Source organism: Streptomyces flavusporus, from assembly GCF_046267975.1.
In the GTDB taxonomy this organism is placed as follows: Bacteria; Actinomycetota; Actinomycetes; order Streptomycetales; family Streptomycetaceae; genus Streptomyces; species Streptomyces flavusporus.
Genome location: NZ_CP176503.1, coordinates 1,114,520 through 1,133,840, shown reverse-complemented (window position 1 = coordinate 1,133,840; position 19,321 = coordinate 1,114,520). Strand labels below are relative to the sequence as shown.

The following is a 19,321-nucleotide window of genomic DNA, read 5'->3' as shown; positions in this document are numbered from 1 at the left end:
GGTTGTCGAGCGGTGGGAGTGTAGCGGGCACCGCCCGGTCAGGGGCGGCTTCTGACCGGGCGCCCCTCGAAGGAGTGTCCCCGACGGCGGTAGTGGCAGTGGCGGGCCACGGCTTGGCGTCGTCGACGCCAGTGCGACCAGTTCAGCGCGTGGGTGTGGGCATGGGAGCGTCGGGGAGCGTGAGCTGCCAGGAGTCGCCGCACTTCCGCCACAGTGAGCTCGATGACCTCGGCTTCCTCACCGATGCAGCCCCCTTTTCGCGGGCCTGCGCCGTCATGGCTGCGAGGAAGGCGTGGGCGAGCATCGCGAGGGTGATGTGCCGGTACCAGCCGACGTAGCGGCGGACCTCGTACTGGTCCAGGCCGCACTCGTTCTTCGCCGCCTGGAAGCACTCCTCGATCGCCCACCTGGTGCCGGCGACCCGCACCAGGTCGTCCACACCCGCGTCCAGAGGTGCGTAGGCGAGGTAGTAGGCGATCTCGTCCGACTTGCTCACGCTGCGCCGTGCCAGCGCCCACCGCCGACGTATTAACTCCTGTCCCTGGTAGTCGAATTCAGCGACTGCGGGCAGCTGTATCGCGGCCCAGTCGTACATCCGCAGGCCCTTGGCTCCCTGTCCGCACGAGCGGCGCTCCCAGGCGTCTGGCGGAGCCTGGGCGAAGAGGTGGTCGATGCGCGGGCATCCCACGGTGAACTGGGACTTCGGCACGGCCACGACGTAGCCGACACCGGCGTTCTCCAGCGTGCGGCGGAAGCGGCATTCCTGGCCGTAGGCGGAGTCCGCGGTGACCCAGGCGATGGGCAACGGTGAGGCCAGTGCGCGCAGCACGATCGCCTTGGCGAGGGCGCCCTTGGTCGCGAACTCGCGCTCGTCGGGGATCTTCGCGGCGCGGCAGCGGTCACGATCGCCTGTCCAGGACTTGGGCAGGTACAGCTCCCGGTCCACCAACGCGCGGCCGGCGGAGCTGGCGTAGGCGGCGAAGACGCCTATCTGGCAGTTCTCGGTGCGGCCGGCGGTGCCGGAGTACTGGCGCTGGACACCGGCCGAGGTGGTGCCCTTCTTGATGAACCCGGTGTCGTCCACGATCAGTACCCCGTCGGGGTGGCCGATGCTCTTGGCGACGAAAGCCTGCAGGTCGTCGCGGATGTCGTCGGGGTTCCAGCGGGCGCGGGAGAGCAGGTGCTGCATGCCGTCCGGTGTGGCGTGGCCTGCGTGCTCGGCCAGTTGCCAGCTGTTTTTTTCGAGCTACCGGGGCCAGCAGTCCGCGGACGTAGGCTCGCATGCGGCGGCGGGGTTCGACTCGGCCGAAGCGGTGTCCGATGTCGGTGAAGAGGTCGTCCAGGTCGTGGTCCCAGGTCTCGGCTGCCTGTTCGGTTGCGATCACGACGGGAGGCTTCCCGGCCCCGGGACACCGCTTGCCGTCGGGGACACTCCTTCGAGGGGTGCCCGGTCAGAAGCCGCCCCTGACCGGGCGGTGCCCGCTACACTCCCACCGCTCGACAACCGCGCAGGTCAAGACGCGAAGTACTGCTGGAGTACTAGCTCCTTGGTCATGCCCTTGAGCCGGGCGGGTTCAGTCCTTGGGCAGGGCGTAGGTCCGCGCCGCGGGCACCTCGTGGGCCGGTTCGACGTTCGCGAGGCCGCCGGGGGCCGTCTTCGCCGGCTTGTGGATGAAGGACTGGTACGTCGGCGGCTTGGTGCGGTCCGAGAAGTTCAGCGGCACGCCGAGCACGGTGAGCCGGGACTGCTTGCGATGGGCAGCGGCGATGCCCTCGCGCGTCAGGTCCTTCGCCTTGCAGGCTGCCTTGAGGTCCTCGCCGAGGACGCTGATCGCGTTCCAGCCGCTGACGACACCTGAGTCGAGCAGGTCCTTCGGGTACTTCGCCTTGTAGTCCTTGGCGAGCTTCTGCATGGCGGGGTTGTCGGTGAACGCCGGGGCGGGGCTCACCACCTGGAGCATCTTCTCCAGGGCGGGTCCGACCGGGGTCGCCATCAGCTGCGGGGCGAAGCCCGGCGAGCTGGTGAGGACCGGGACGGTGAAGCCCGCGGCGGCGGCGGTGCCGACCAGGGCGGCCGTCTGACGCGGACCGGCGCTGATCAGGATCGCCTTGACGCCGGCCTGCTTGAGCGCGGTGACCTGGGCGGTCAGGTCCTGGTCGGTGGGCTTGATCTTCTGCCCGACGACGGTCAGCTTCGCCTTCTTCGCCGCGTAGGTGGCACCGGCGAGCGCGTTCTCGCCGTACTCGCCCTCGAAGTAGACGTGGCCGATCTTGTCGCCCGCCTTCAGCTTGGCCGTACGGACGACGTGGTCGACGCCGTTGATCATGTCGACGTCGTAGGTGGAGCCGACCACCTGGACGTACTCGCCGCCCAGCAGGGTGGAGGCCCAGGCCATCGGGAACGTGAGCAGGTGCTTGGACTCGAGCTCCTGCGACAGCGAGGACACCAACGGGGAGCCGACCATCTGGGACACGGCGGCCACGTTCGGCTCGGTCTCGGTGAACGCGGACACGGCCTTCTGGACGTCGTAGCCGTGGTCCTTGACAGTGATTCTGACGGTCCGGCCGCAGATGCCTCCGGAGGCGTTGAGCTGGTCGGCGTACAGCTGCTGGGCGTTGACGATGCTCTTGCCGAGCGAGGCGTACGGGCCGGTGAGGTCGGTGAGCGCGCCCAGGGTGATGGTCTTCTCCGTCACTCCGGGGCCGGTCTTGACGCCGTCGCTGCCGGCACTGCTCGCGTCGGTGCCGCTCTTGGTGCTGCAGGCCGTGGCGCTCAGGGCGAGTGCGGCGATGACGGCTGCGGCCGGGGCAAGTCGGGTGCTTCTCACGGGGTGTGCTCCTTCGGGGTGGTGCGGGTGCGGAGAGGGAAACGCCGGGTGCGGGGGGAGTCGTCGCCCTTGCGGCGCGGCCGTCTGTGGGCCAGTCCGGCCAGGCCGCCGGGGGCGAAGATCAGAACGAGGACGATCGCGGTGCCGTAGAGATAGCGGGCCGCGTCGCCCGGGGACACGCCGGATCCCGTGGTGCCGGGAGCGGTGAGCAGGGGCAGGTCGTCGGCGTACTTGGTGAGCAGGTGGGGGATCAGGGCGACGAAGACGGCGCCGCAGGCCGCGCCGCCCACCGAGCCGAGGCCGCCGATGACGATCATCGCGAGGTAGTCGATGGACAGCAGCAGGCCGAAGTGGTCGGGGACGACGCGCTTGAACACCAGGGCCAGCAGGGCGCCCGCGGCACCCGCGTACATCGAGGAGACGATGAACGCGGAGGCGCGGTAGCGGGTGAGATGGACTCCCATCACGGCGGCGGCGACCTCGCTGTCGCGTACGGCGCCGAGGGCGCGGCCGGGGCGTCCGCGCAGGATGTTGCGGGCGGCGAGCCAGGCCACGGCCATCAGGGCCAGGCCGACGTACCACAGGCGCTCCAGCCCCCCGAAGGGGACGCCGAGGACGGCGAGCCCCTCAGGGGAAGTGTCGGTGAAGGAGAAGCCGAATATGTCCAGCGGCGGTACGGAACGGCCGTTGAAGCCGCCGGTGACCTGCGGGGCGTTGAGCATCATGTGATGGCCGAGGAAGACCAGGGCGAGGGTGGCGAGGCCCAGGTACATGCCGCGCAGCCGGCCGGAGATGGGGCTGAACAGGCCGCCCGCCGCGCCGGCGAGCACGATCGCCAGCACGAAGGCGAGGACTGGCGGGAGCCCGAGGCCGTACAGGCTGCTGGAACCGGTGCCGGACGGCTCGACCGCCAGCCACACATAGCCGTACGCGCCGACGGCGAGGAAGAAGGCGTGGCCGAGGGAGAGCTGGCCCGTCGTCCCGGAGAGCAGGTTCAGCCCGCTGGCGCCGATGACGGCGGCCATGGCGAACAGGCCCGTCTGGAGCCAGAACGAGGTGACGTAGAAGGGGAGGGCGAGCAGGACCAGTACGCCGGCGGCCGGAGCGGCCGCGCGCCGCCCGTGGGGACCGAGCCTGCCGGACCACCCGGCCTGGACGGACGGGGAATCGGCGGCCGCGGGGGCGGGAACCGCCACGGTGTCGACGGTGCCAGTGGTGTCATGGGAGCCAGTGGTGTCGCGAGTGTCAGACACGGGTCAGCTCCTTCGATCCGAAGAGACCGGTGGGCCGGACCAGGAGCACGAGCACCATCACGAGGTAGGGGGCCACATCGGAGAATCCGGCGCCGAGGACGCTCAGTTCGTTCTGGTAGCCGGCGGCCATCGCCGCGGTCAGGCCGATCACCAGACTTCCGAGGAGCGCGCCGGCGGCCGAGTCCATGCCGCCGAGGATCGCCGCGGGGAAGGCGCTCAGGGCGATCTGACTGGTCGTACGGTCGAGTCCCGGCGCGGGGAACGCGGCGAGGAACACGGCGGCGAGCGCGGCCAGCGCCCCGGCGACGCACCAGGCGATGAGCCGTACGCGGTCCAGCCGGATGCCCATCAGGGCCGCGGCTTCCGGGTCGGCGGCGGCGGACCGCATGGACAGGCCCCAGCGGGACCAGCGGAAGGCGGCGAAGAACGCGCCGATGACGATGACCGCGACGACGATGCTCGCGATCCGGGCGTCGGCGACGGTGATGCTGCCGAGCCGGGTCACATCGGCGCCCCAGGGGTCGCCCATGGTGAGGTAGTCGGCGCCGACCTGCCGGTTGAGTTCGGTGCTGAGCAGGACGTCCACGCCGATGGTGAGGATGGTCAGTGTGTGGATCTCCGCGCCGCGCAGGCCGCGGGTGGCCAGCAGCTGGACGAGTCCGGCGAGGGCCGCGGCGAGTGCGGCGCCGACGAGGACGGCGGGGATGAAGCCGATGGCGTCGTGGAGGCGGGCCGTGACATAGCCGCCGAAGAGCAGCAGGGAGCCGTGCGCGAAGTTCATCACGCCGGACGCTTTGAAGATCACGACGAAGCCCAGGGCTATCAGGGCGTAGACGGAGCCGAGCGCCAGTCCGTTGAGGACGGTTTCGGCGAGTTTGATCATGATGCTTCCTCCGAGTCGCGCTCGGTGTCCGGGGCGGTAGCCTCGGCGGTGTCCGTGTCCGTGGCAGATTCCGGTTCCGGCTCGGCTTCCGGTTCCGACTCGGTGTCCTGGACCGGGGTGCCGAGATACGCACTGATGACCGCCGGGTCGTTCTGGATGCGCTCGGGCGGCCCGTCCGCGATGAGGCGGCCGAAGTCGAGCACGGTCACCGAGTCGGCGATCCGCATGATCAGCCCCATGTCGTGCTCGACGATGAGGATCGAGATGTTCAGGGCGTCACGCACCCGGGCGATCGTCTCGGCCATGGCCGAGCGCTCGGTGGGGTGCATGCCGGCGACGGGCTCGTCGAGCAGCAGCAGCCTGGGCTCCATGCAGAGCGCACGCGCCATCTCCACCCGCTTGCGGTCGCCGTACGCGAGCCCGCCGACCGGCTTGTCGAACGCCGGGCCGAGGCCCAGGAAGTCGGCGATCTCGGCCGCGCGCTCCCGGTGGCGGCGCTGCTCGCGCACTGTATGGGGCAGCCGCAGCGCGCTCGCAGTGAAGCCTGCCCGGGTCAGCCGGTGGCGGCCGAGCATGAGGTTGTCGGCGACGGTCCCGTGGGTGAGCACGATGTTCTGGAAGGTGCGGGCCACGCCGAGCTGAGCGATGCGGTGCGGTGCGGTGCGGGTGAGGTCCTTGTCCGCGTACCGGACGGCTCCGGCGGTGGCGCGGTAGACGCCCGAGATGACGTTGAAGCAGGTCGACTTGCCCGCGCCGTTGGGGCCGATGAGCGCGTGGATCGTGCCGGGCGCGACCGTGAAGGACAGGTCGTCGAGGGCGACCAGGCCGGAGAAACGCACGGTCAGGTTCTCGACCGTGAGGGCCGGGACCGGGTCGGGTCCTCTGTCCGGTGGGGTCGTGGCGGCCTCGGGGGTCGTGTCCGTCGTGCCGATGCTCATCCGTTCCACCTGCCAAGCTCCGTCAGTCCCGGTCCCGTCACGGAAGGAGCGCTCGCGGCCGTCACGTACGCGGCGTCGCCGTCCGCGTCGGGCGCGCCGCAGCTGGTCTCGTACGTCTCGCCCAGGTACAGCCGTCGCACCTCGTCCGCCGCGGCGAGGGCGGCCGATGCCCCCTCCAGCCGCACCTGGCCGACGTCCAGCACCGACGCGCGGTCGGACAGCTCCAGGGCCATCGCGGCGTTCTGCTCGACGAGGAGGATCGAGGTCCCCTGGGCGTTGATCTCACGGATGATTTCCGCGATGCGCTGGACCATCAGCGGCGCGAGCCCCAGCGAGGGCTCGTCGAGGAGCAGCAGCCGCGGCGCCGCCATCAGCGCGCGGCCCATCGCGAGCATCTGCTGCTCGCCGCCGGACATCAGCCCGGCGGCCCGCCGCCGCCGCTCGGCCAGCACCGGGAACTGCGCGAAGACGCGCTCGCGGGCCGCCCGCAGCTCGGCGCGGGAGCGGCATGCCGACCCCAGGAACCCGGCCCGGAGGTTGTCCTCCACCGAAAGGGCGCCGAAGATCCGCCGGCCCTCGGGCACCTGCACCACCCCGGCGGCCACGGACCGCGCGGCGGCGCCGCTCAGCCGTACGCCGTCGAAGTGCACCGTGCCGCGCTCGACCGTGCCGCGGTGCAGTGCGAGGGTCCCCGAGACCGCACGGAGAAGCGTGGACTTTCCCGCTCCGTTGGAGCCGAGTACGGCCACGATCCGGCCCTGCGGTACGGTCAGCGACACCCCGTGGAGCGCCTGCACGGACCGTCCATAGCTGACGTGCAGATCGCTGACCCGAAGGGTCCCCGCCTCGGTCTCTGCCTCGGTCTCTGCCTCGGTCTCTGGTGGGCTCATCAGGGCGTTCTCCTTGCTCATCGTCGAGCGGGCGCGTGCCGGGCGCCGGACTGGAGCGCTACGAGAACACGGTGGTGGCGGGGCGTCCACGGACTGGGAGCGAGCCGCTGTCAGCTCCCAGCCGGGGCGTGATCCGCTTGTGAGGGGGCACAATCCGTACCTCCTGCTGTGCGCGGATCATCACGATTTGACGGACGTTTCGCTTCAAGGGATGACCGACTGCTTAGCATGTGGATTCCTTGAAGTGCGCTCCATGGGCACACGCCGATCGCCGGCCGGTGGAGCCACCCACCTGCGACCCGCGCAGCGCAAGACATGGCGACCCGCCGTGCTGTTCTCGCACGCCCCGTCCGTCTGGAGGGTCCATGCACACCAGTTCCGTCCGTGGCGCGGTCCGCCCCCGCGTCACCACCGCCAGCACCACCGCCGGTCCGCGGCCTGGTGCCGCCGCCGTCGGCCCACCCCCCGGCGCCACCGCCGTCGGCTCGCCACCGACCCTGCCCGAGCCCGCCGACGAGCCCTCGCCGCACCAGCTCTTCGACCACGCCTGCCGGCGCCTGCTCGGGCGCGGCCGGGCATTCAGCGACACCGTGGTGGACCAGATCCGCACCGAGGTGCCGTACTACGCCGACCCGGTGCTCGCACCGCCCGACCTGCCGCAGTCCGTGTACAAGGGCGTACGCATCACCCTGGAGGCCGCCCTCGACCCCGACCGGATCATGGACGTCGAGCGCTACACCCGTGAGCTCGGCATCCGCCGGGCCGAGGAGAGCCGCCCCCTCGACGAGGTGCTGCACGCCTTCCGGGTAGCCGGATCGGAGGTCTGGAGCGGGATCATCGGCGCCGTGGAGCGGGACGGCCTCGGCGACCAGCGCCACCTCGTGCGCGTGGCCGAGCTGGTGTGGAAGAGCAACGACCGCGACTGCGTCCTGCTGGCCGACGCCTACCGCCAGGTCGCCAAGGGTGTGGCCAGCCGCCACAACGAGCGCGTGCGCCTGATCCTCGCCGCCGTGCTGGAGAGCCGCAACGACCCGGCGTTCATCCGGGACGCGGCGTCGATCCTCAACCTGCCGCCCGACGGACGCTTCGCGGTCGCGGAGATACGGGCCACGCCGCCCTTCGGCCGCACGCCCGATGCCGTCCCGGAGATCCGCGGCATGCGCGTCCTGCGCCACACCGGGGGCCGGCGCGATGTGCTCGTCGCCCATCTCGGCGACCGCCCGCTCGGCGAGCTTGTCTCCGCCCTCGACGCCGGTCCCGGCATGCGCATCGGCGTCAGCCCGGTCGTCCAGGGTCTGGAGAACCTGCCCCGGGCGCGGGACATGGCCGGACTCGCCCTGCGCACCTGCCGGGGAGACGGCGAGGTCGCCCGGCTCGACGCCCGTCTGCCCGACGGTCTGCTCATCTCACGGCCCGACCTGTCTGCCGAACTCGCCCTGCGGGTGCTCCGGCCGCTGTACGACCTGGAGCCCGCCGACCGCGAAACGCTGATCGACACGCTCGGGGTGTGGATCGAGAAGGGCGGCTCGGCGGTCCAAGCGGCCCGGCACATGCTGTGCCACCGCAACACGGTGTTGAACCGGCTGCGCCGCTTCGAGCAGATCACAGGGCTCGAACTGTCCCGCCCCCGCGACCTCGTACGGCTCACGCTCGCGTTCGACGCACTCCAACTGCTCGGGCCTGCGGCCGTCCTCGGCGGCGCGGACGCCTGGGATCGCGACGTGGACGGCTGAGGCCGCAGGTTGCGACGTATGTCCACCGCGAGCACGCGATGCGTGCCCTGGCTCGGGCCGCCGCGCATGCCCGTCACCTCTCCCGGCGGCCGTACCGCCGTGGCCGGTTTCCTTCCCGCAGGTGGCTGAATGGGCATCAGCACAGTCACCTCCCTCCGGCGTTGGGAGCGGACAACGGCGTGCCCGAAGCGCATGGACTGACTGGTCGGTACGTGCTCTGGTGAGCCCGCATCAGGGGCAATGCCGTCAGGGGCAATGCCCGCGCAAGGCATCGCCCGAGCCGGGCGATGCGCGCATCCCTGCCCGCCAGGAGAGCTCCATGGCCCATCAGCACGCCCATCCGCACACCCCCCAGCACCATCAAAGACCCCGGCCCCACCCGCCCGGCAGATCCTTCCTGCTCGTCAACGGACTGACCTTCGCGGTCCACCTCCTGCTCGCCTGCACCGCCGAGGACCTGCTGGCCACGCGAGTCGCCGGAGAGATCACCCTCGGCGTCGTCGCACTCCTCGCCCAGGGTTCGCTCCTGCTGTGGACGGCGGCGCGCTACGACCGCACCCCCTACGGCGAAGCCCCTTACGACGAGGCCCCCTACGGCGAGGCCTTGTACGAGCCGCAGGGGGAGCGCTGATGCTTCCTCAGATGCTGCTCGCCGCAGGGGCACCCGGCACCCTCGACCTGGACACGGACACCCGCTCCTGGGTCCTCGTCGGCTTTCTGACGTTCATCGTCCCGATGCTGCTCATCTGTGTGCTCAACGGCCCCGAGCGCGACCGGGTCAACGACTTCTACACCGCGGGCCGCAGGCTGCGCCCCGTGCAGGGCGCCATCGTCCTCTCCGGCGTCTATCTCTCCGCCGCAACCGTGCTCGGTACGACGGGAGCCGTCGCGGTCTTCGGCTTCGACGGCCTGTTCATCGCCCTGTGCACCGTGCTGTCGCTCGGCGTCCTGCTCCTGCTGGCCGGCCCGCTGCGCGAGCGCGGCAGCTACACCCTCGGCGACACCTTCGCCCTGCGCGCCCCGGGGCCCGCCGTGCGGATCGCGGCCGCCGTCGTCACGTTGAGCGCCTGTATCCCGTATCTGATCGTCCAGCTCTCCGGCGCGGGCCGGACCACCGCCATGCTGCTCGGCCTTTCCGGGCCGGGCGCCGAACAGACCGTCATCGTCATGATCGGCACGCTCGTCGTCTGCGCCACGGCCTTCGGCGGGATGCGAGGCATGATCGCGCTCCAGATGATCAAGACAGTGTTCCTGCTCGCCATGGCGCTCGCCGTGGCCGCGGTGCTGCTCCACCGCTTCCACTGGAGCGCCGACTCCCTCATCGACACCGCCGCTCGGGGCAGCGGCCGACCCCAGGGCTACATGCGTCCGGGCCTGCGCTTCGCCGCCGGCGGCCCGGTCGAGAGCACGCTCGACTTCATCGGCCTGATGATCACCGTGGTGCTGGGCGTGGCGTGCCTGCCCCATGTCGCCACCCAGCTCAACACCGCGCCCGACCCGGCCGCCGCCCGACGTACGGTCCGCCACACCATCGGGATCGTAGGCGCCGTCTGCCTCGTCACCACCGTGATGGGCTTCGGTGCCGCGGCGGTGATCGGTGCCCCGAAGATTCTCGCCGCCGATCCCGGAGCCACCAGCAGCCTGCTGATGCTCACCGGCGATCTGGCGGGAGGATCGTCGGCGCAGACAGGCGAGGCATGGCTCGTCGTGCTGGTCGCCTGCGCGGTGTTCCTCACGACCCTTGCGGTTGTCGCGAGCGTGACCCTGGCGGCGGCGGGCGCGGTCGCCCACGATCTCGTCACCAACGTGGTGCGCCGCGGGCGTACCACCGAGGGCCGGGAGGTGGCCGCGGCCCGTATCGCGTCCGCCCTGGTCGGGGTGCTGAGCATCTGCTGCGCGGTGTGGGTCCAGGGCTGGAACATGGGTTTCCTGTCCACGCTCTCCCTGGCGGTGGCGGCCTCCTGCCTGCTCCCGGCGCTGGTGTACGCGTTGTCCTGGCGCGGCTTCACGCGCCGGGGACTGCTGTGGACGCTGTACGGCGGCCTGGGCTCCGCGATCGGACTCCAGGTGTGCAGCCCCGTCTTCTCGGGCAACCCGATGGCGCTGGTGCCCGAGTGGCACATCGACTGGTTCCCGCTCCAGACAGTCGCCCTGGTGTCGCTGCCCGTCGCGTTCCTGCTCGGCTGGCTCGGCAGCGTGACGGGACAGCGGCATACGGCCCGGTGGCGGAGGCGCCGGTCAAGCCTGACGCACTGACGCACTGACGCACGAAGGCGCGGTCGGCGGAGCGCCCTCACACGCTCCACCGACCGCCGCTTCCACGGCAAGCCGAGTAACTGATCGTTTCAAAACGAGGTTCGCAGGCGGCGGAGGCATATGAGGCTGCAGGCCGGTTCGAGCAGGCCCTGATGGAGGTCCGCGCGTCGTTCGTAGCGGATGCGGAGCCGTTTGAACTGGTGCAGCCAGGCGAAGGCGCGCTCGACCACCCAACGGACCTTGCCCAGTCCGGAGCCGTGGGCGACGCCGCGTCGGGCGATCACGGGTTTGATGCCGTGTTTCCACAGCAGGCGGCGGTACTTGTCGAAGTCGTAGCCCCGGTCCGCGTACAGCCGCCGGGGCCGGCGACGGGGGCGTCCCCGCAGGCCCCGGATCGGCGGGACCGCGTCCAGCAGGGGGCAGGAGCTGGGTCACGTCGTGCCGGTTGCCGCCGGTGAGGGTAACGGCGAGCGGGGTTCCGTGGCGGTCGACGATCAGGTGGTGCTCGGAGCCGGGGCGGGCCCGGTCGACGGGCGAGGGGCCGACGTGATCCCCCCTTTGAGGGCCCGGACGTGTGAGCCGTCCCCGGCGCAGTCTTCCAGTTCCAACAGGTCGGCGCGGCGCAGCTCGCTCAGCAAGGCGGCGTGCAGACGTGGCCAGACGCCGGCCTCGGTCCAGTCCCGCAGCCGGCGCCAGGCCGTCACTCCGGAACAGCCCACCGTCTCCGCGGGGACGTCCCGCCAGGCGGCACCGGTCCGCAGCACAAACAGGACGCCGGCGAGTGCTGTCCGGTCAGGAACACGCAACCGCCCGGGATAGCGGCGGCGCCGTTCCGGGGCAGGTGGCAGCAGCGGAGCCACCCGCTCCCACAGGTCGTCAGGAACAAGATCAGCACGCACTCCGGACATCCTGCCGACCATGATCGTCAAGCACAAGGCCCGCAGCTCAACTCATTCTGAAACGATCAGTTACACCGAAGACCGTACAGACCCACACGAGCCGGCAGCGTGATCGAGGCCAGTGGGAGTGGCCGGAGCATACGCGCGCCTGATCGGTCGGCTCATTCGCCATCGAGCTGACTGTCGTCGGCTGAGGTTCGTGCCACAACCGTGCCAGATGCAGAGATCAGCCGCTGTCAGCGAAGGAGACCTGCGGTCGAGTTTCGCCTCACCAGGTCTCGAAGCCCCAGGTCAGTGGCTTGACGCGGTTGTTCCCGTCCGGATCTGTGCCGACGGACACAGCGAGCGGGATACACGTAGGCTCATACTGAGTCATGACAAAGCCTGCTGCACCGAAGCGTCATCTGCCTACCAGCCCCTTCAAGGCCCCGGTCACACCGGCTCCCAAGCACTTCGCCGTGGGCGACCAGGTCACACATGACGTGTACGGCCTCGGCCGGGTAATCGGCGTCGAGGACGGAATCGCGGCACTCGTGGATTTCGGCTCGGCGCAAACGCGGATCTTGAGCCCGTACGGCAAGATGACCAAGCTGTAGGACCGCTGTGCCCGGTCACGGCACACCAGGCCCCTTCAGGGACCTGTAACGGAAGAGAGACCTCTCATCGATCTGACGTCGCTGTTTTCCGCCCGGGAAGGGCAACCCCGCTGCTCCACTGCAGCATCGCCGCCTCCGACGACAAATCCCTTCCATGCCCCTGACTTCGGGGAAGACGAGACCTTGCCGCTCGAGGACACACAGGAGCCCGCCTCGGGCATGCGTGCGGCGCGGCCCAAGGCAGCTCAGCTCCACGAATGACGGTGGCTCCGGCAACTGACCGCGGGCCGTCTCCGGTGCTGCGGTGAGGAGTGCGGCCGTCTCGGTTTCCGTCTCATTCAGCGCCGTTCACGGCCGTTCAGACGCGGCCGGGAACCGCCTCCGCAGGGGTGGCCAACCTCCCATGAACGCAGGTGAACGCCCCTGCACACCGCCCAACACCCCCACCGACACAGTTGGAAAGCGTGTTGGGGGCAACCCCTCACGAGTTCGAATCTCCTATCCTCCGCAGCCGCCCACCAGGGCAGATGAAAGGCCCCGACCGTTCGCCGGTCGGGGCCTTTGTCGTGGTCCGTCTCGGCATGGTCCCTCGGTATCTGGACATCGTCGTTCGGAACCCGGTTACGGCTGTACCCCATCCGTAGGAGGGTCGTCCGGTGGGCGCGGAGGGTGCGGCGGAAACGGCGGGTATGCAGGGGCTGGTACAGGGCGCGGCGTACGCAGAGCAACGATGACCGCGGCAACACCACCGCAGACTCCGCCCAAGGCGGAAACAGCGCCGGATACCGCCGTGATCACTTCCGCTGGGCTGGTCGCGTCTGTGGAGCCCCGTCGGTCGTCGTTCTCCGGGGCTTCGGCAGGTGTCGATCCTGGGCTTGAGGTCTCGGACGGATCCGGGCTTGAGGTCGCGGACGGATTTGGCCTTGAGGTCTCGGGCGGAGTCGCTGTCGGACGAGGCGCTCCGTCCCCCGGATCCGTCGGCTCCTCCGCGGTTGGGCGTTCGCTCTTCCTCGGTGGCTCGGCGACCCCCCGATCTGAATCGGCGGCCAGCACTGCTGACCAGCTGAGTAAGGCAACGCCGATGACCAGGGCCAAGACCGAGACATGCGTCAAGCGACGAAGTCGCTTCTTGTGTACTGGTCCGCCCACTGCGTCCCCCTCGGCGTCTCGGACCTCAAGTTCCCCTTCCAGGGTGCGAAATGAACGACTTCGACAAAAGGAGGCGTCGGCCAGGGGCGGCAGTCTCGAGGCTCTCGTCTGGCACGACACGGAAGGTCCGCGAGAACATCGCCGACCGACTACGGCAGGAGCTGCTCGGTCCAGATGCACTTGCCGTCGGAGGTGTAGCGGGTGCCCCAGCGTTGGGAGAGTGCGGCGACCAGTTGCAGGCCGCGGCCGCCTTCATCGGTCTCGATCGCGCGGCGGATGTGCGGGGTTGTCAGGCTGCCGTCGCTGACCTCACAGATGAGCGAGCGGCCGCGGATGAGACGCAGGTGGACGGGGCCTCTCGCATGGCGGACGACATTGCCGACGAGCTCGCTGGCTATCAGCTCCGTGGTCCAGATGAGGTCGTCCAGCTGCCAGTCGGTGAGCTGCTGTCGTATGTAGTCGCGGGCTTGGCCTGCGGCGATCGGACCTTCGGGAAGCTCCCGGAACGCCACGTCACCGGCGGGGAGAGCGTGGGTGCGGGCCACGAGCACCGCGGTGTCGTCGCTGGTCTGCTCCTTGGCGGAGAGGAGAGCGGAAGCGAGCTCGGTGCACAGCTGGTCGAGGTGCCGGGCGTCGGCATCCCGGTCGGCGATCGTGGCGCCCGGATCGTGCCCGTCGGACAGGGGGGGCGTGGGTGAGCGTCTTGGCCAGGTGGGCCATGCCGCTGTCGATGTCGCGGTACGCGGACTCGACCAGGCCGTCGGTGTAGAGCACGAGCAGGCTTCCGGCGGGCACCGTCAGCTCCACGGTCTCGAAGGGCGGCGTGGCCGCGCCGAGCGGCGGGTTCTGAGGCAGCTGCGGGAAGTGGACGGTGCCGTCGGGCTGGACGAGGGCAGGTGGGGGGTGCCCGGCCCGGACGATGGTGCATACCTGGTCGGTGGGGTCGTAGACCGCGTACAGGCAGGTGGCGTAGAAGTCGTCGCCGAGGTCGCTGACCAGGTCGTTGAGGTGGGACAGCAGCTCGTCGGGGGACAGTTCGAGTCCCGCCAGTGTGTGTACGGCGGTGCGCAGGCGCCCCATCGTGGCGGCTTCGGACAGTCCGTGTCCCATGACGTCTCCGATGACGAGCGCGACTCGCTCGGCCGACAGTGGGATGACGTCGTACCAGTCGCCGCCGACGTCCAGACCCTTGGTGGCCGGCACGTAGTGGGCAGCGGTGGTGACGGCCGGCACGGAGGGCAGAGCCAGCGGGAGCAGGCCGCGCTGCAACTCCTGGGCGCGGGTGTGCTCGGCGTCGTACAGGCGGGCGCGTTCGACGGCTTGGGCGACCAGCCCGCTGAGCGCGGTCAGCAGGGCTTGGTCCTCCTCGCTGAACCGACGCGGCCGGGAGAAGGAGATGACGAGGCAGCCGACGGGACGACCGGAGACGATCAGGGGCAGGTACGCCCAGGCATGCTTCCCTCCCGCGAATGCGAGGTCGGCCACATCTGGATAGCGTTCGCGGAACTCCCGCCTGGAGAGGACGTACTGCGGGGCGCCGTGGTGGACGGCGTCACTGCTCGGGATGTGATCGGACAGGCTCAACCTGTCGGGGAAGTTGTCCAGAAATTCCTGGGACCCGGCGCTTCCTGTCACTCGGAGGCTCTCGCCGTCCACGAGCTGCACGAACAGGTCGGTGGCACCGAAGAGGGGCAGGACACGCTCTGCAACGGTGTCCACGATGTCGCTGACCGAGACCGCCTGAGCCAGCGCCTCGTTGAGGCGCCCGATGTACGTGGTGCGTCGGGCGGCAGCGCGCTGTGCCGCCGCACGCTGCTCGTCCGCCAGCCGCTTCTCGGTCACGTCGGTGAGGTAGACCGTCACACCGTCCGGCGACGGGACCAGACGCAGGTGGTACCGGCGCCGGTTTGCCGGCCACTGGACGTCGAAGCCGGTCGGAGTGCCCGCGGCGGCGGCCTGCCGGCAGCGGTCCTCCAGACCGGGCACTTCGGCACCGGCGACGTCCCACAGCACGCGGCCGAACAGTTGCTGCGCGGGGCCGAGGAGGCGCTCGGCGTGGAGGTTGACGAACTCGATCCGCCAGTCGGCATCCACCGTGAGGAAACCGTCGCTCATGTGCAGCAGGGAATGGGCGACCGAGTCCAGCGCCGCCCGTTTCTGCGTCGTGTCCCATACGGTGCCCACGAAGTGAGCAGGCTCGCCGTCCTCGCCGAGGACGACCTGGGCGCGGGCCTCCACCCAGACGACAGTGCCGTCCGGCCGGCACAGCCGGTACTCCGCCGCGTACTCGCAGCGCTGTCGGATTGCCTGCTCCACCGCGGCCACGACGCGCGGCAGGTCGTCCGGGTGGATGAGCCCCACAACGGTGTCGACCCGACCGTCGAAGGTCTCCGGGTCGATGCCGAGTACGGTCAGCGTCGCCTCGTCATAGATCACGTCGCCGGTGCGGAGGTCCTGGTCCCAGCTGCCGACGCGGACGGCCTCGCGAGCCTGCTGGAGCCGGGGCCCGGCCAGATGTTCCGCGTTCCACCAGGCAGGGCCGAGGCTGCCTGTGGCGGGAGCGGGACATGCCAGGCGCTCGCACACCCACTGTGCGAGCGCCTCGAGGAAATCCCGCTGCGCCACCGAGGGAGCTCCGCACACGGTCACGACCGAGAGCACGCCGAGCGAGCTGCCCTCCGCGGCGAGCAGCGGGACAGCCGCGATCCCGGTGCCGGCAGGAAGGGCGCAGGCCTGCGTGTCGGTCGTGGGCAGCCACACGAACGCGCCGTCCCGCAGGGCCCGGACCGGTGCGGTCTCGTCCTCCCAGCCGAGGGTCCCCCACTCTTGGGCGAACTCCCGGGGCAGTCCACCCGTCGCCGCCAGGTGCAACGGCCGGCTGTCGCCGGGTACGCGCAGATGCACCATGCCACCCAGCCCACTGAGCTCGGCCACCGCGTGATGCAGGGCGAGCTGCAGTATCTCCGCCTGGGCCTGTCCGTCGCGCATGTTCCTGAGTACACGCATCCGGGCGGCTTCCGGCGCCAGGCTCGCTGTCGGCGGAGCCTGACCGAGCTGCTCGTTCAGGGCCATATGGATCACGCTCACCGTCCCGCTGGGCAGCGAGATTTACAGTACTGCGTGCCCATATGGGCGGAATCAGTGTCATGCCCTTGTCGAGCCTGACGCGCTCAGTGAGCGAACGCCGTACTCGCCAGGAGTACATGGACGGGGTGCCGCCGAGGATGCTCAGGAGGGCTTGCGCCGCCACAGGTGCAGGCCGATGGTGACGGCCAGGGCAGCCAGCGGGGCGATGGCGCTTGGCTCGGTGAGGGCCAGGTCGCGCAGGCAGTAGACGACCAGGATCACCATGACGCCGGCGGGGCTTATTCACATGTGGACATTTTGGGAAGAATCTCGCCTTACATGGTTGTCGATTGTGCCCATATGATCTCGACATGAGCAATGAAGTCAGCCTGGATGCCCTGGATCGGGAAATTTTGTTTCACCTGCGTCAGGACGGGCGGCTGACCAACGTGGAACTGGCCAAGCGGGTCGGCCTGACCCCGCCGCCCTGTCTGCGTCGGGTCAAGCGTCTGGAGGAGGCCGGCGTCATCGCCGGCTACCGGGCCGTCATCGATCCCGAGGCCGTGGGGCGCGGGCTGGAAGTGCTGATCGATGTGGAGATCTACGCCCAGGACCGCAAAACGGTGGAGGAGTTCGAGCACACCGTGGCCTCGTACGAAGAGGTCGTCGAGTTCCGTCGTATGTACGGCCGCCCCGACTATTTCGTCCGCGTCGCCGTCGCCGACCACGCCGCCTACGAGGCCTTCCTTACCGAGAAGCTCAGCGGCCTGCCCGCGGTTCTTCGCCTCCAGTCCCACCTCACCATGAAGAAGATCAAGGCTGACGGCAGCTGACGCTAAGGACCGGGCTGGCACCGCGGGCACCACATGGTGGTCCGGCCTGCCAGGCGGCACCGGCGCAGGGGGGTGCCGCAGCGTGGGCAGTGCGGGTCGGGAAACTCCGCGACAACGCCGACAGACAGCGGCAGACAACCATGCACGTCTCTGGACCATCACAGCGGGTGAGAAGGGCACCAGCCCAAGGTCAAGTGCCCACCCAAGTTGCTTCGGGACGAAGAGGTCTCGTCGCTAAGGCATGTTGGGGGACTCGCCGGATCCGGACGCCGGCGCGGCGGCCGGGGATCCGGTGGAGGTCACGCGGGCGCACGTGGAGGCGTTCCAGGCGTGGGTGATCGAGACGCGGTCGGCGTCGACGGCGCTGAACAAGCACAAGGGGCTGCAGCAGTTCTTCAAGTGGCTGATGCTGGACGAGGGGGAGATCGACCGGTCGCCGATGGAGCGGGTGCGGCAGCCGAAGCTGCCGCAGAAGCTGGTCCCGGTCATCCGCGACGAGGAGACCTCGAAGGTCCTCGGCACCTGCAAAGGCAGGGAGTTCGCCCAGCTGCGGGACGAGGCGATCATCCGCTTGTACTGCAACACGGGGGCGCGATTGTCGGAAGTCGGCAACCTCCTGCTCGACGACATCGACCTGACCACCGAATCGGTGCACTACCACGGCAAGGGCAGCAGGGACCGGCGGGTGCGGTTCGGGCCGAAGACCGCCCGGGCCGTCAGCCGCTACCTGCGAGCGAGGGCCAGGCACAAGGCGGCTCATCTACCGGACCTGTGGCTGGCCGAGCGGGGGATCAGGCGGCTGGCACCCAACGGCATCAAGATCATGCTCAAGCGTCGGGGCCTTGCGGCCGGGCTGGTGAAGCTGCACGCGCACCGGTGGCGGCACACCTTCGCCCATGAGTGGAAGCGCGCAGGCGGCGACACCGGGGATCTGATGCTGCTGCTGGGCTGGACGTCGGAGGAGATGCCCCGCCGCTACGGGGCCAGCGCCGCAGCGGAACGGGCCCAGGAGACCCACCAGCGGATCGGAGTCGGCGATCATGTCTGAGCCCGGTGCCCTGCCTGTGCGAGGGGAGGCGCTGCACGGGCAGCAGCTTGTCTTCCGCGCCGTTACCACGATCACGGGGACGGTGGTCGGTCTTGCCTTCCTCTTCGGCTTCGGCAACGTGTGGACGTTGGCCCTGCGGCTGGGCGTGTCCGGCGGGGTGGCCCCGCTCGTCGCACCGGCCGTTGACCTGTCGGTGGTGGCGCTGCTCCTGGCGATCCGCTACCTCGCCCTGTCCGGGGCCCCCGCGGCGGCCCTGCGTCCTGCCCGCAGGCTGCTGCTCCTGACCCAGTCTGCTGACACTGGCCCTCAACGTCACCGAGCCGCTGCTCGTCGGCGCGTACGGGCGGGCGGCCTTCGACGAGGTCGGTCCCCTGCTCCTGATCGGCCGGGCCGAGGTCGGCCCCGGCTGCTGCAGGCCATCAGCGGTATCTGCGCCGGCACTGCGGAGGCACCGACAGCGTCAGAGGATCGGCTTGGCCGCAGCGGAAGGCGACTGCACCGCATACAGTCGGAGCAGATTGCCGCCCTGGGTGACGACGGCGATGAACTCCTCGCACGCGCCCGGGCAGAGGATGCCCTGCACTGGCAGATCCACCGGCGGCCGATCTCGGCGGAGACCCTCCGTAAGCGCCTCCACATCGGAGCCGCGCGCTCCCGCTCCTTGGTCGCCATCCTCCGCACTGCCGATGCGCCGGAGGACAAGCCGGTGCTGCGAACCGTGCCTGGCTGCGGGACGGCAAGCCACGCCTGATGTGACGCGGGGCAGCCATGGCGACCTCCTCCCGGAGCGGACCTAAAGCCGCACCCATGAGGGCCGGGCCTGTCAAGGGGCGTAGACGACCCCCGCCCGCGGCTTTCGGTTGGTTGCCGGGGCGTTGTCCTCGCGGCTCTTCCTCGTACGCCGACAGGCGGTCAACAATGGAGGCCGAGGAAACGTCATGGACGTTCG

At 70.0% G+C, this 19,321-nt stretch carries 16 protein-coding genes and 2 pseudogenes; 7 read left to right on the top strand and 11 right to left on the bottom strand.

The features are described 5' to 3' along the window. Positions 1-142 precede the first annotated feature (142 nt). The 6 genes and pseudogenes from ACKTSN_RS05735 to ACKTSN_RS05710 form a co-directional block, all read right to left on the bottom strand. Positions 143-1,382, bottom strand: a pseudogene (locus ACKTSN_RS05735) (IS701 family transposase). Between the two features lie 192 nt (positions 1,383-1,574). Then, the gene (locus ACKTSN_RS05730; RefSeq protein ID WP_409468077.1) at positions 1,575-2,828 is read right to left on the bottom strand and encodes an ABC transporter substrate-binding protein; all 1,254 of its coding nucleotides are present in this window, start codon (positions 2,826-2,828) and stop codon (positions 1,575-1,577) included. Continuing rightward, entirely contained in the window at positions 2,825-4,081 is a 1,257-nt protein-coding gene (locus tag ACKTSN_RS05725) for a branched-chain amino acid ABC transporter permease (protein WP_409468076.1), read from the bottom strand. Before ACKTSN_RS05725 ends, ACKTSN_RS05730 begins: the two co-directional genes overlap by 4 nt. Beyond that, on the bottom strand, positions 4,074-4,964 hold the full coding sequence (locus ACKTSN_RS05720; protein ID WP_409468075.1) for a branched-chain amino acid ABC transporter permease: 891 nt from the start codon (positions 4,962-4,964) through the stop codon (positions 4,074-4,076). The genes ACKTSN_RS05725 and ACKTSN_RS05720 overlap by 8 nt, the downstream gene beginning before the upstream one ends. Further along, positions 4,961-5,902, bottom strand: a complete 942-nt coding sequence (locus ACKTSN_RS05715; protein ID WP_409468074.1) for an ABC transporter ATP-binding protein — start codon at positions 5,900-5,902, stop codon at positions 4,961-4,963. The genes ACKTSN_RS05720 and ACKTSN_RS05715 overlap by 4 nt, the downstream gene beginning before the upstream one ends. Beyond that, positions 5,899-6,792, bottom strand: a complete 894-nt coding sequence (locus ACKTSN_RS05710) for an ABC transporter ATP-binding protein (protein ID WP_409468073.1) — start codon at positions 6,790-6,792, stop codon at positions 5,899-5,901. The genes ACKTSN_RS05715 and ACKTSN_RS05710 overlap by 4 nt, the downstream gene beginning before the upstream one ends. A 365-nt stretch (positions 6,793-7,157) precedes the next feature. Here ACKTSN_RS05710 and ACKTSN_RS05705 point away from each other — a divergent pair, with 365 nt between their 5' ends. The 3 genes from ACKTSN_RS05705 to ACKTSN_RS05695 all read left to right on the top strand — a co-directional run bounded on the left by ACKTSN_RS05705 (position 7,158) and on the right by ACKTSN_RS05695 (position 10,781). Beyond that, entirely contained in the window at positions 7,158-8,525 is a 1,368-nt protein-coding gene (locus tag ACKTSN_RS05705) for a PucR family transcriptional regulator (protein WP_409468072.1), read from the top strand. Positions 8,526-8,844: 319 nt separating this feature from the next. Continuing rightward, entirely contained in the window at positions 8,845-9,156 is a 312-nt protein-coding gene (locus ACKTSN_RS05700) for a hypothetical protein (protein ID WP_409468071.1), read from the top strand. Next, complete coding sequence (locus tag ACKTSN_RS05695) at positions 9,156-10,781, top strand: cation acetate symporter (RefSeq protein ID WP_409468070.1); 1,626 nt, start codon at positions 9,156-9,158, stop codon at positions 10,779-10,781. The genes ACKTSN_RS05700 and ACKTSN_RS05695 overlap by 1 nt, the downstream gene beginning before the upstream one ends. 89 nt (positions 10,782-10,870) lie before the next feature. Here ACKTSN_RS05695 and ACKTSN_RS05690 read toward each other — a convergent pair. Further along, a pseudogene (locus ACKTSN_RS05690) lies at positions 10,871-11,689 on the bottom strand (IS5 family transposase). A gap of 365 nt (positions 11,690-12,054) precedes the next feature. Between ACKTSN_RS05690 and ACKTSN_RS05685 the strand changes: the two are divergent. Next, the gene (locus tag ACKTSN_RS05685) at positions 12,055-12,276 is read left to right on the top strand and encodes a hypothetical protein (protein ID WP_409468069.1); all 222 of its coding nucleotides are present in this window, start codon (positions 12,055-12,057) and stop codon (positions 12,274-12,276) included. 1,298 nt (positions 12,277-13,574) lie between these two features. Here ACKTSN_RS05685 and ACKTSN_RS05680 read toward each other — a convergent pair. The 3 genes from ACKTSN_RS05680 to ACKTSN_RS05670 form a co-directional block, all read right to left on the bottom strand. Beyond that, on the bottom strand, positions 13,575-13,970 hold the full coding sequence (locus tag ACKTSN_RS05680; RefSeq protein WP_409468068.1) for an ATP-binding protein: 396 nt from the start codon (positions 13,968-13,970) through the stop codon (positions 13,575-13,577). Further along, positions 13,939-16,413, bottom strand: a complete 2,475-nt coding sequence (locus ACKTSN_RS05675) for a SpoIIE family protein phosphatase (protein WP_409468067.1) — start codon at positions 16,411-16,413, stop codon at positions 13,939-13,941. The genes ACKTSN_RS05680 and ACKTSN_RS05675 overlap by 32 nt, the downstream gene beginning before the upstream one ends. 240 nt (positions 16,414-16,653) lie before the next feature. After that, on the bottom strand, positions 16,654-16,776 hold the full coding sequence (locus ACKTSN_RS05670) for a hypothetical protein (protein ID WP_409468066.1): 123 nt from the start codon (positions 16,774-16,776) through the stop codon (positions 16,654-16,656). Between the two features lie 86 nt (positions 16,777-16,862). On the opposite strand from ACKTSN_RS05670, the gene ACKTSN_RS05665 reads away from it, so the two are divergent. Beyond that, positions 16,863-17,324 (top strand): Lrp/AsnC family transcriptional regulator, encoded by a 462-nt coding sequence (locus ACKTSN_RS05665; protein ID WP_409468065.1) that lies wholly within the window; start codon positions 16,863-16,865, stop codon positions 17,322-17,324. Between the two features lie 2 nt (positions 17,325-17,326). Here ACKTSN_RS05665 and ACKTSN_RS05660 read toward each other — a convergent pair whose 3' ends face one another. Then, entirely contained in the window at positions 17,327-17,470 is a 144-nt protein-coding gene (locus ACKTSN_RS05660) for a zinc finger domain-containing protein (protein WP_409468064.1), read from the bottom strand. Positions 17,471-17,565: 95 nt separating this feature from the next. Here ACKTSN_RS05660 and ACKTSN_RS05655 point away from each other — a divergent pair, with 95 nt between their 5' ends. Beyond that, complete coding sequence (locus ACKTSN_RS05655; protein ID WP_409468063.1) at positions 17,566-18,372, top strand: tyrosine-type recombinase/integrase; 807 nt, start codon at positions 17,566-17,568, stop codon at positions 18,370-18,372. Next, positions 18,365-19,123, top strand: a complete 759-nt coding sequence (locus ACKTSN_RS05650; protein ID WP_409468062.1) for a hypothetical protein — start codon at positions 18,365-18,367, stop codon at positions 19,121-19,123. The genes ACKTSN_RS05655 and ACKTSN_RS05650 overlap by 8 nt, the downstream gene beginning before the upstream one ends. Positions 19,124-19,321 lie beyond the last annotated feature (198 nt).

Excerpts from the sequence above, each read along its gene's own strand:
- ACKTSN_RS05670 (WP_409468066.1), bottom strand. The coding sequence starts at position 16,776 with ATGGTGATCCTGGTCGTCTACTGCCTGCGCGACCTGGCCCTCACCGAG.
- ACKTSN_RS05695 (WP_409468070.1), top strand. The coding sequence starts at position 9,156 with ATGCTTCCTCAGATGCTGCTCGCCGCAGGGGCACCCGGCACCCTCGAC.
- ACKTSN_RS05655 (WP_409468063.1), top strand. The coding sequence starts at position 17,566 with ATGTTGGGGGACTCGCCGGATCCGGACGCCGGCGCGGCGGCCGGGGAT.
- ACKTSN_RS05710 (WP_409468073.1), bottom strand. The coding sequence starts at position 6,792 with ATGAGCCCACCAGAGACCGAGGCAGAGACCGAGGCAGAGACCGAGGCG.
- ACKTSN_RS05685 (WP_409468069.1), top strand. The coding sequence starts at position 12,055 with ATGACAAAGCCTGCTGCACCGAAGCGTCATCTGCCTACCAGCCCCTTC.
- ACKTSN_RS05715 (WP_409468074.1), bottom strand. The coding sequence starts at position 5,902 with ATGAGCATCGGCACGACGGACACGACCCCCGAGGCCGCCACGACCCCA.
- ACKTSN_RS05705 (WP_409468072.1), top strand. The coding sequence starts at position 7,158 with ATGCACACCAGTTCCGTCCGTGGCGCGGTCCGCCCCCGCGTCACCACC.
- ACKTSN_RS05665 (WP_409468065.1), top strand. The coding sequence starts at position 16,863 with ATGAGCAATGAAGTCAGCCTGGATGCCCTGGATCGGGAAATTTTGTTT.
- ACKTSN_RS05700 (WP_409468071.1), top strand. The coding sequence starts at position 8,845 with ATGGCCCATCAGCACGCCCATCCGCACACCCCCCAGCACCATCAAAGA.
- ACKTSN_RS05675 (WP_409468067.1), bottom strand. The coding sequence starts at position 16,413 with ATGCGCGACGGACAGGCCCAGGCGGAGATACTGCAGCTCGCCCTGCAT.
- ACKTSN_RS05650 (WP_409468062.1), top strand. The coding sequence starts at position 18,365 with ATGTCTGAGCCCGGTGCCCTGCCTGTGCGAGGGGAGGCGCTGCACGGG.
- ACKTSN_RS05720 (WP_409468075.1), bottom strand. The coding sequence starts at position 4,964 with ATGATCAAACTCGCCGAAACCGTCCTCAACGGACTGGCGCTCGGCTCC.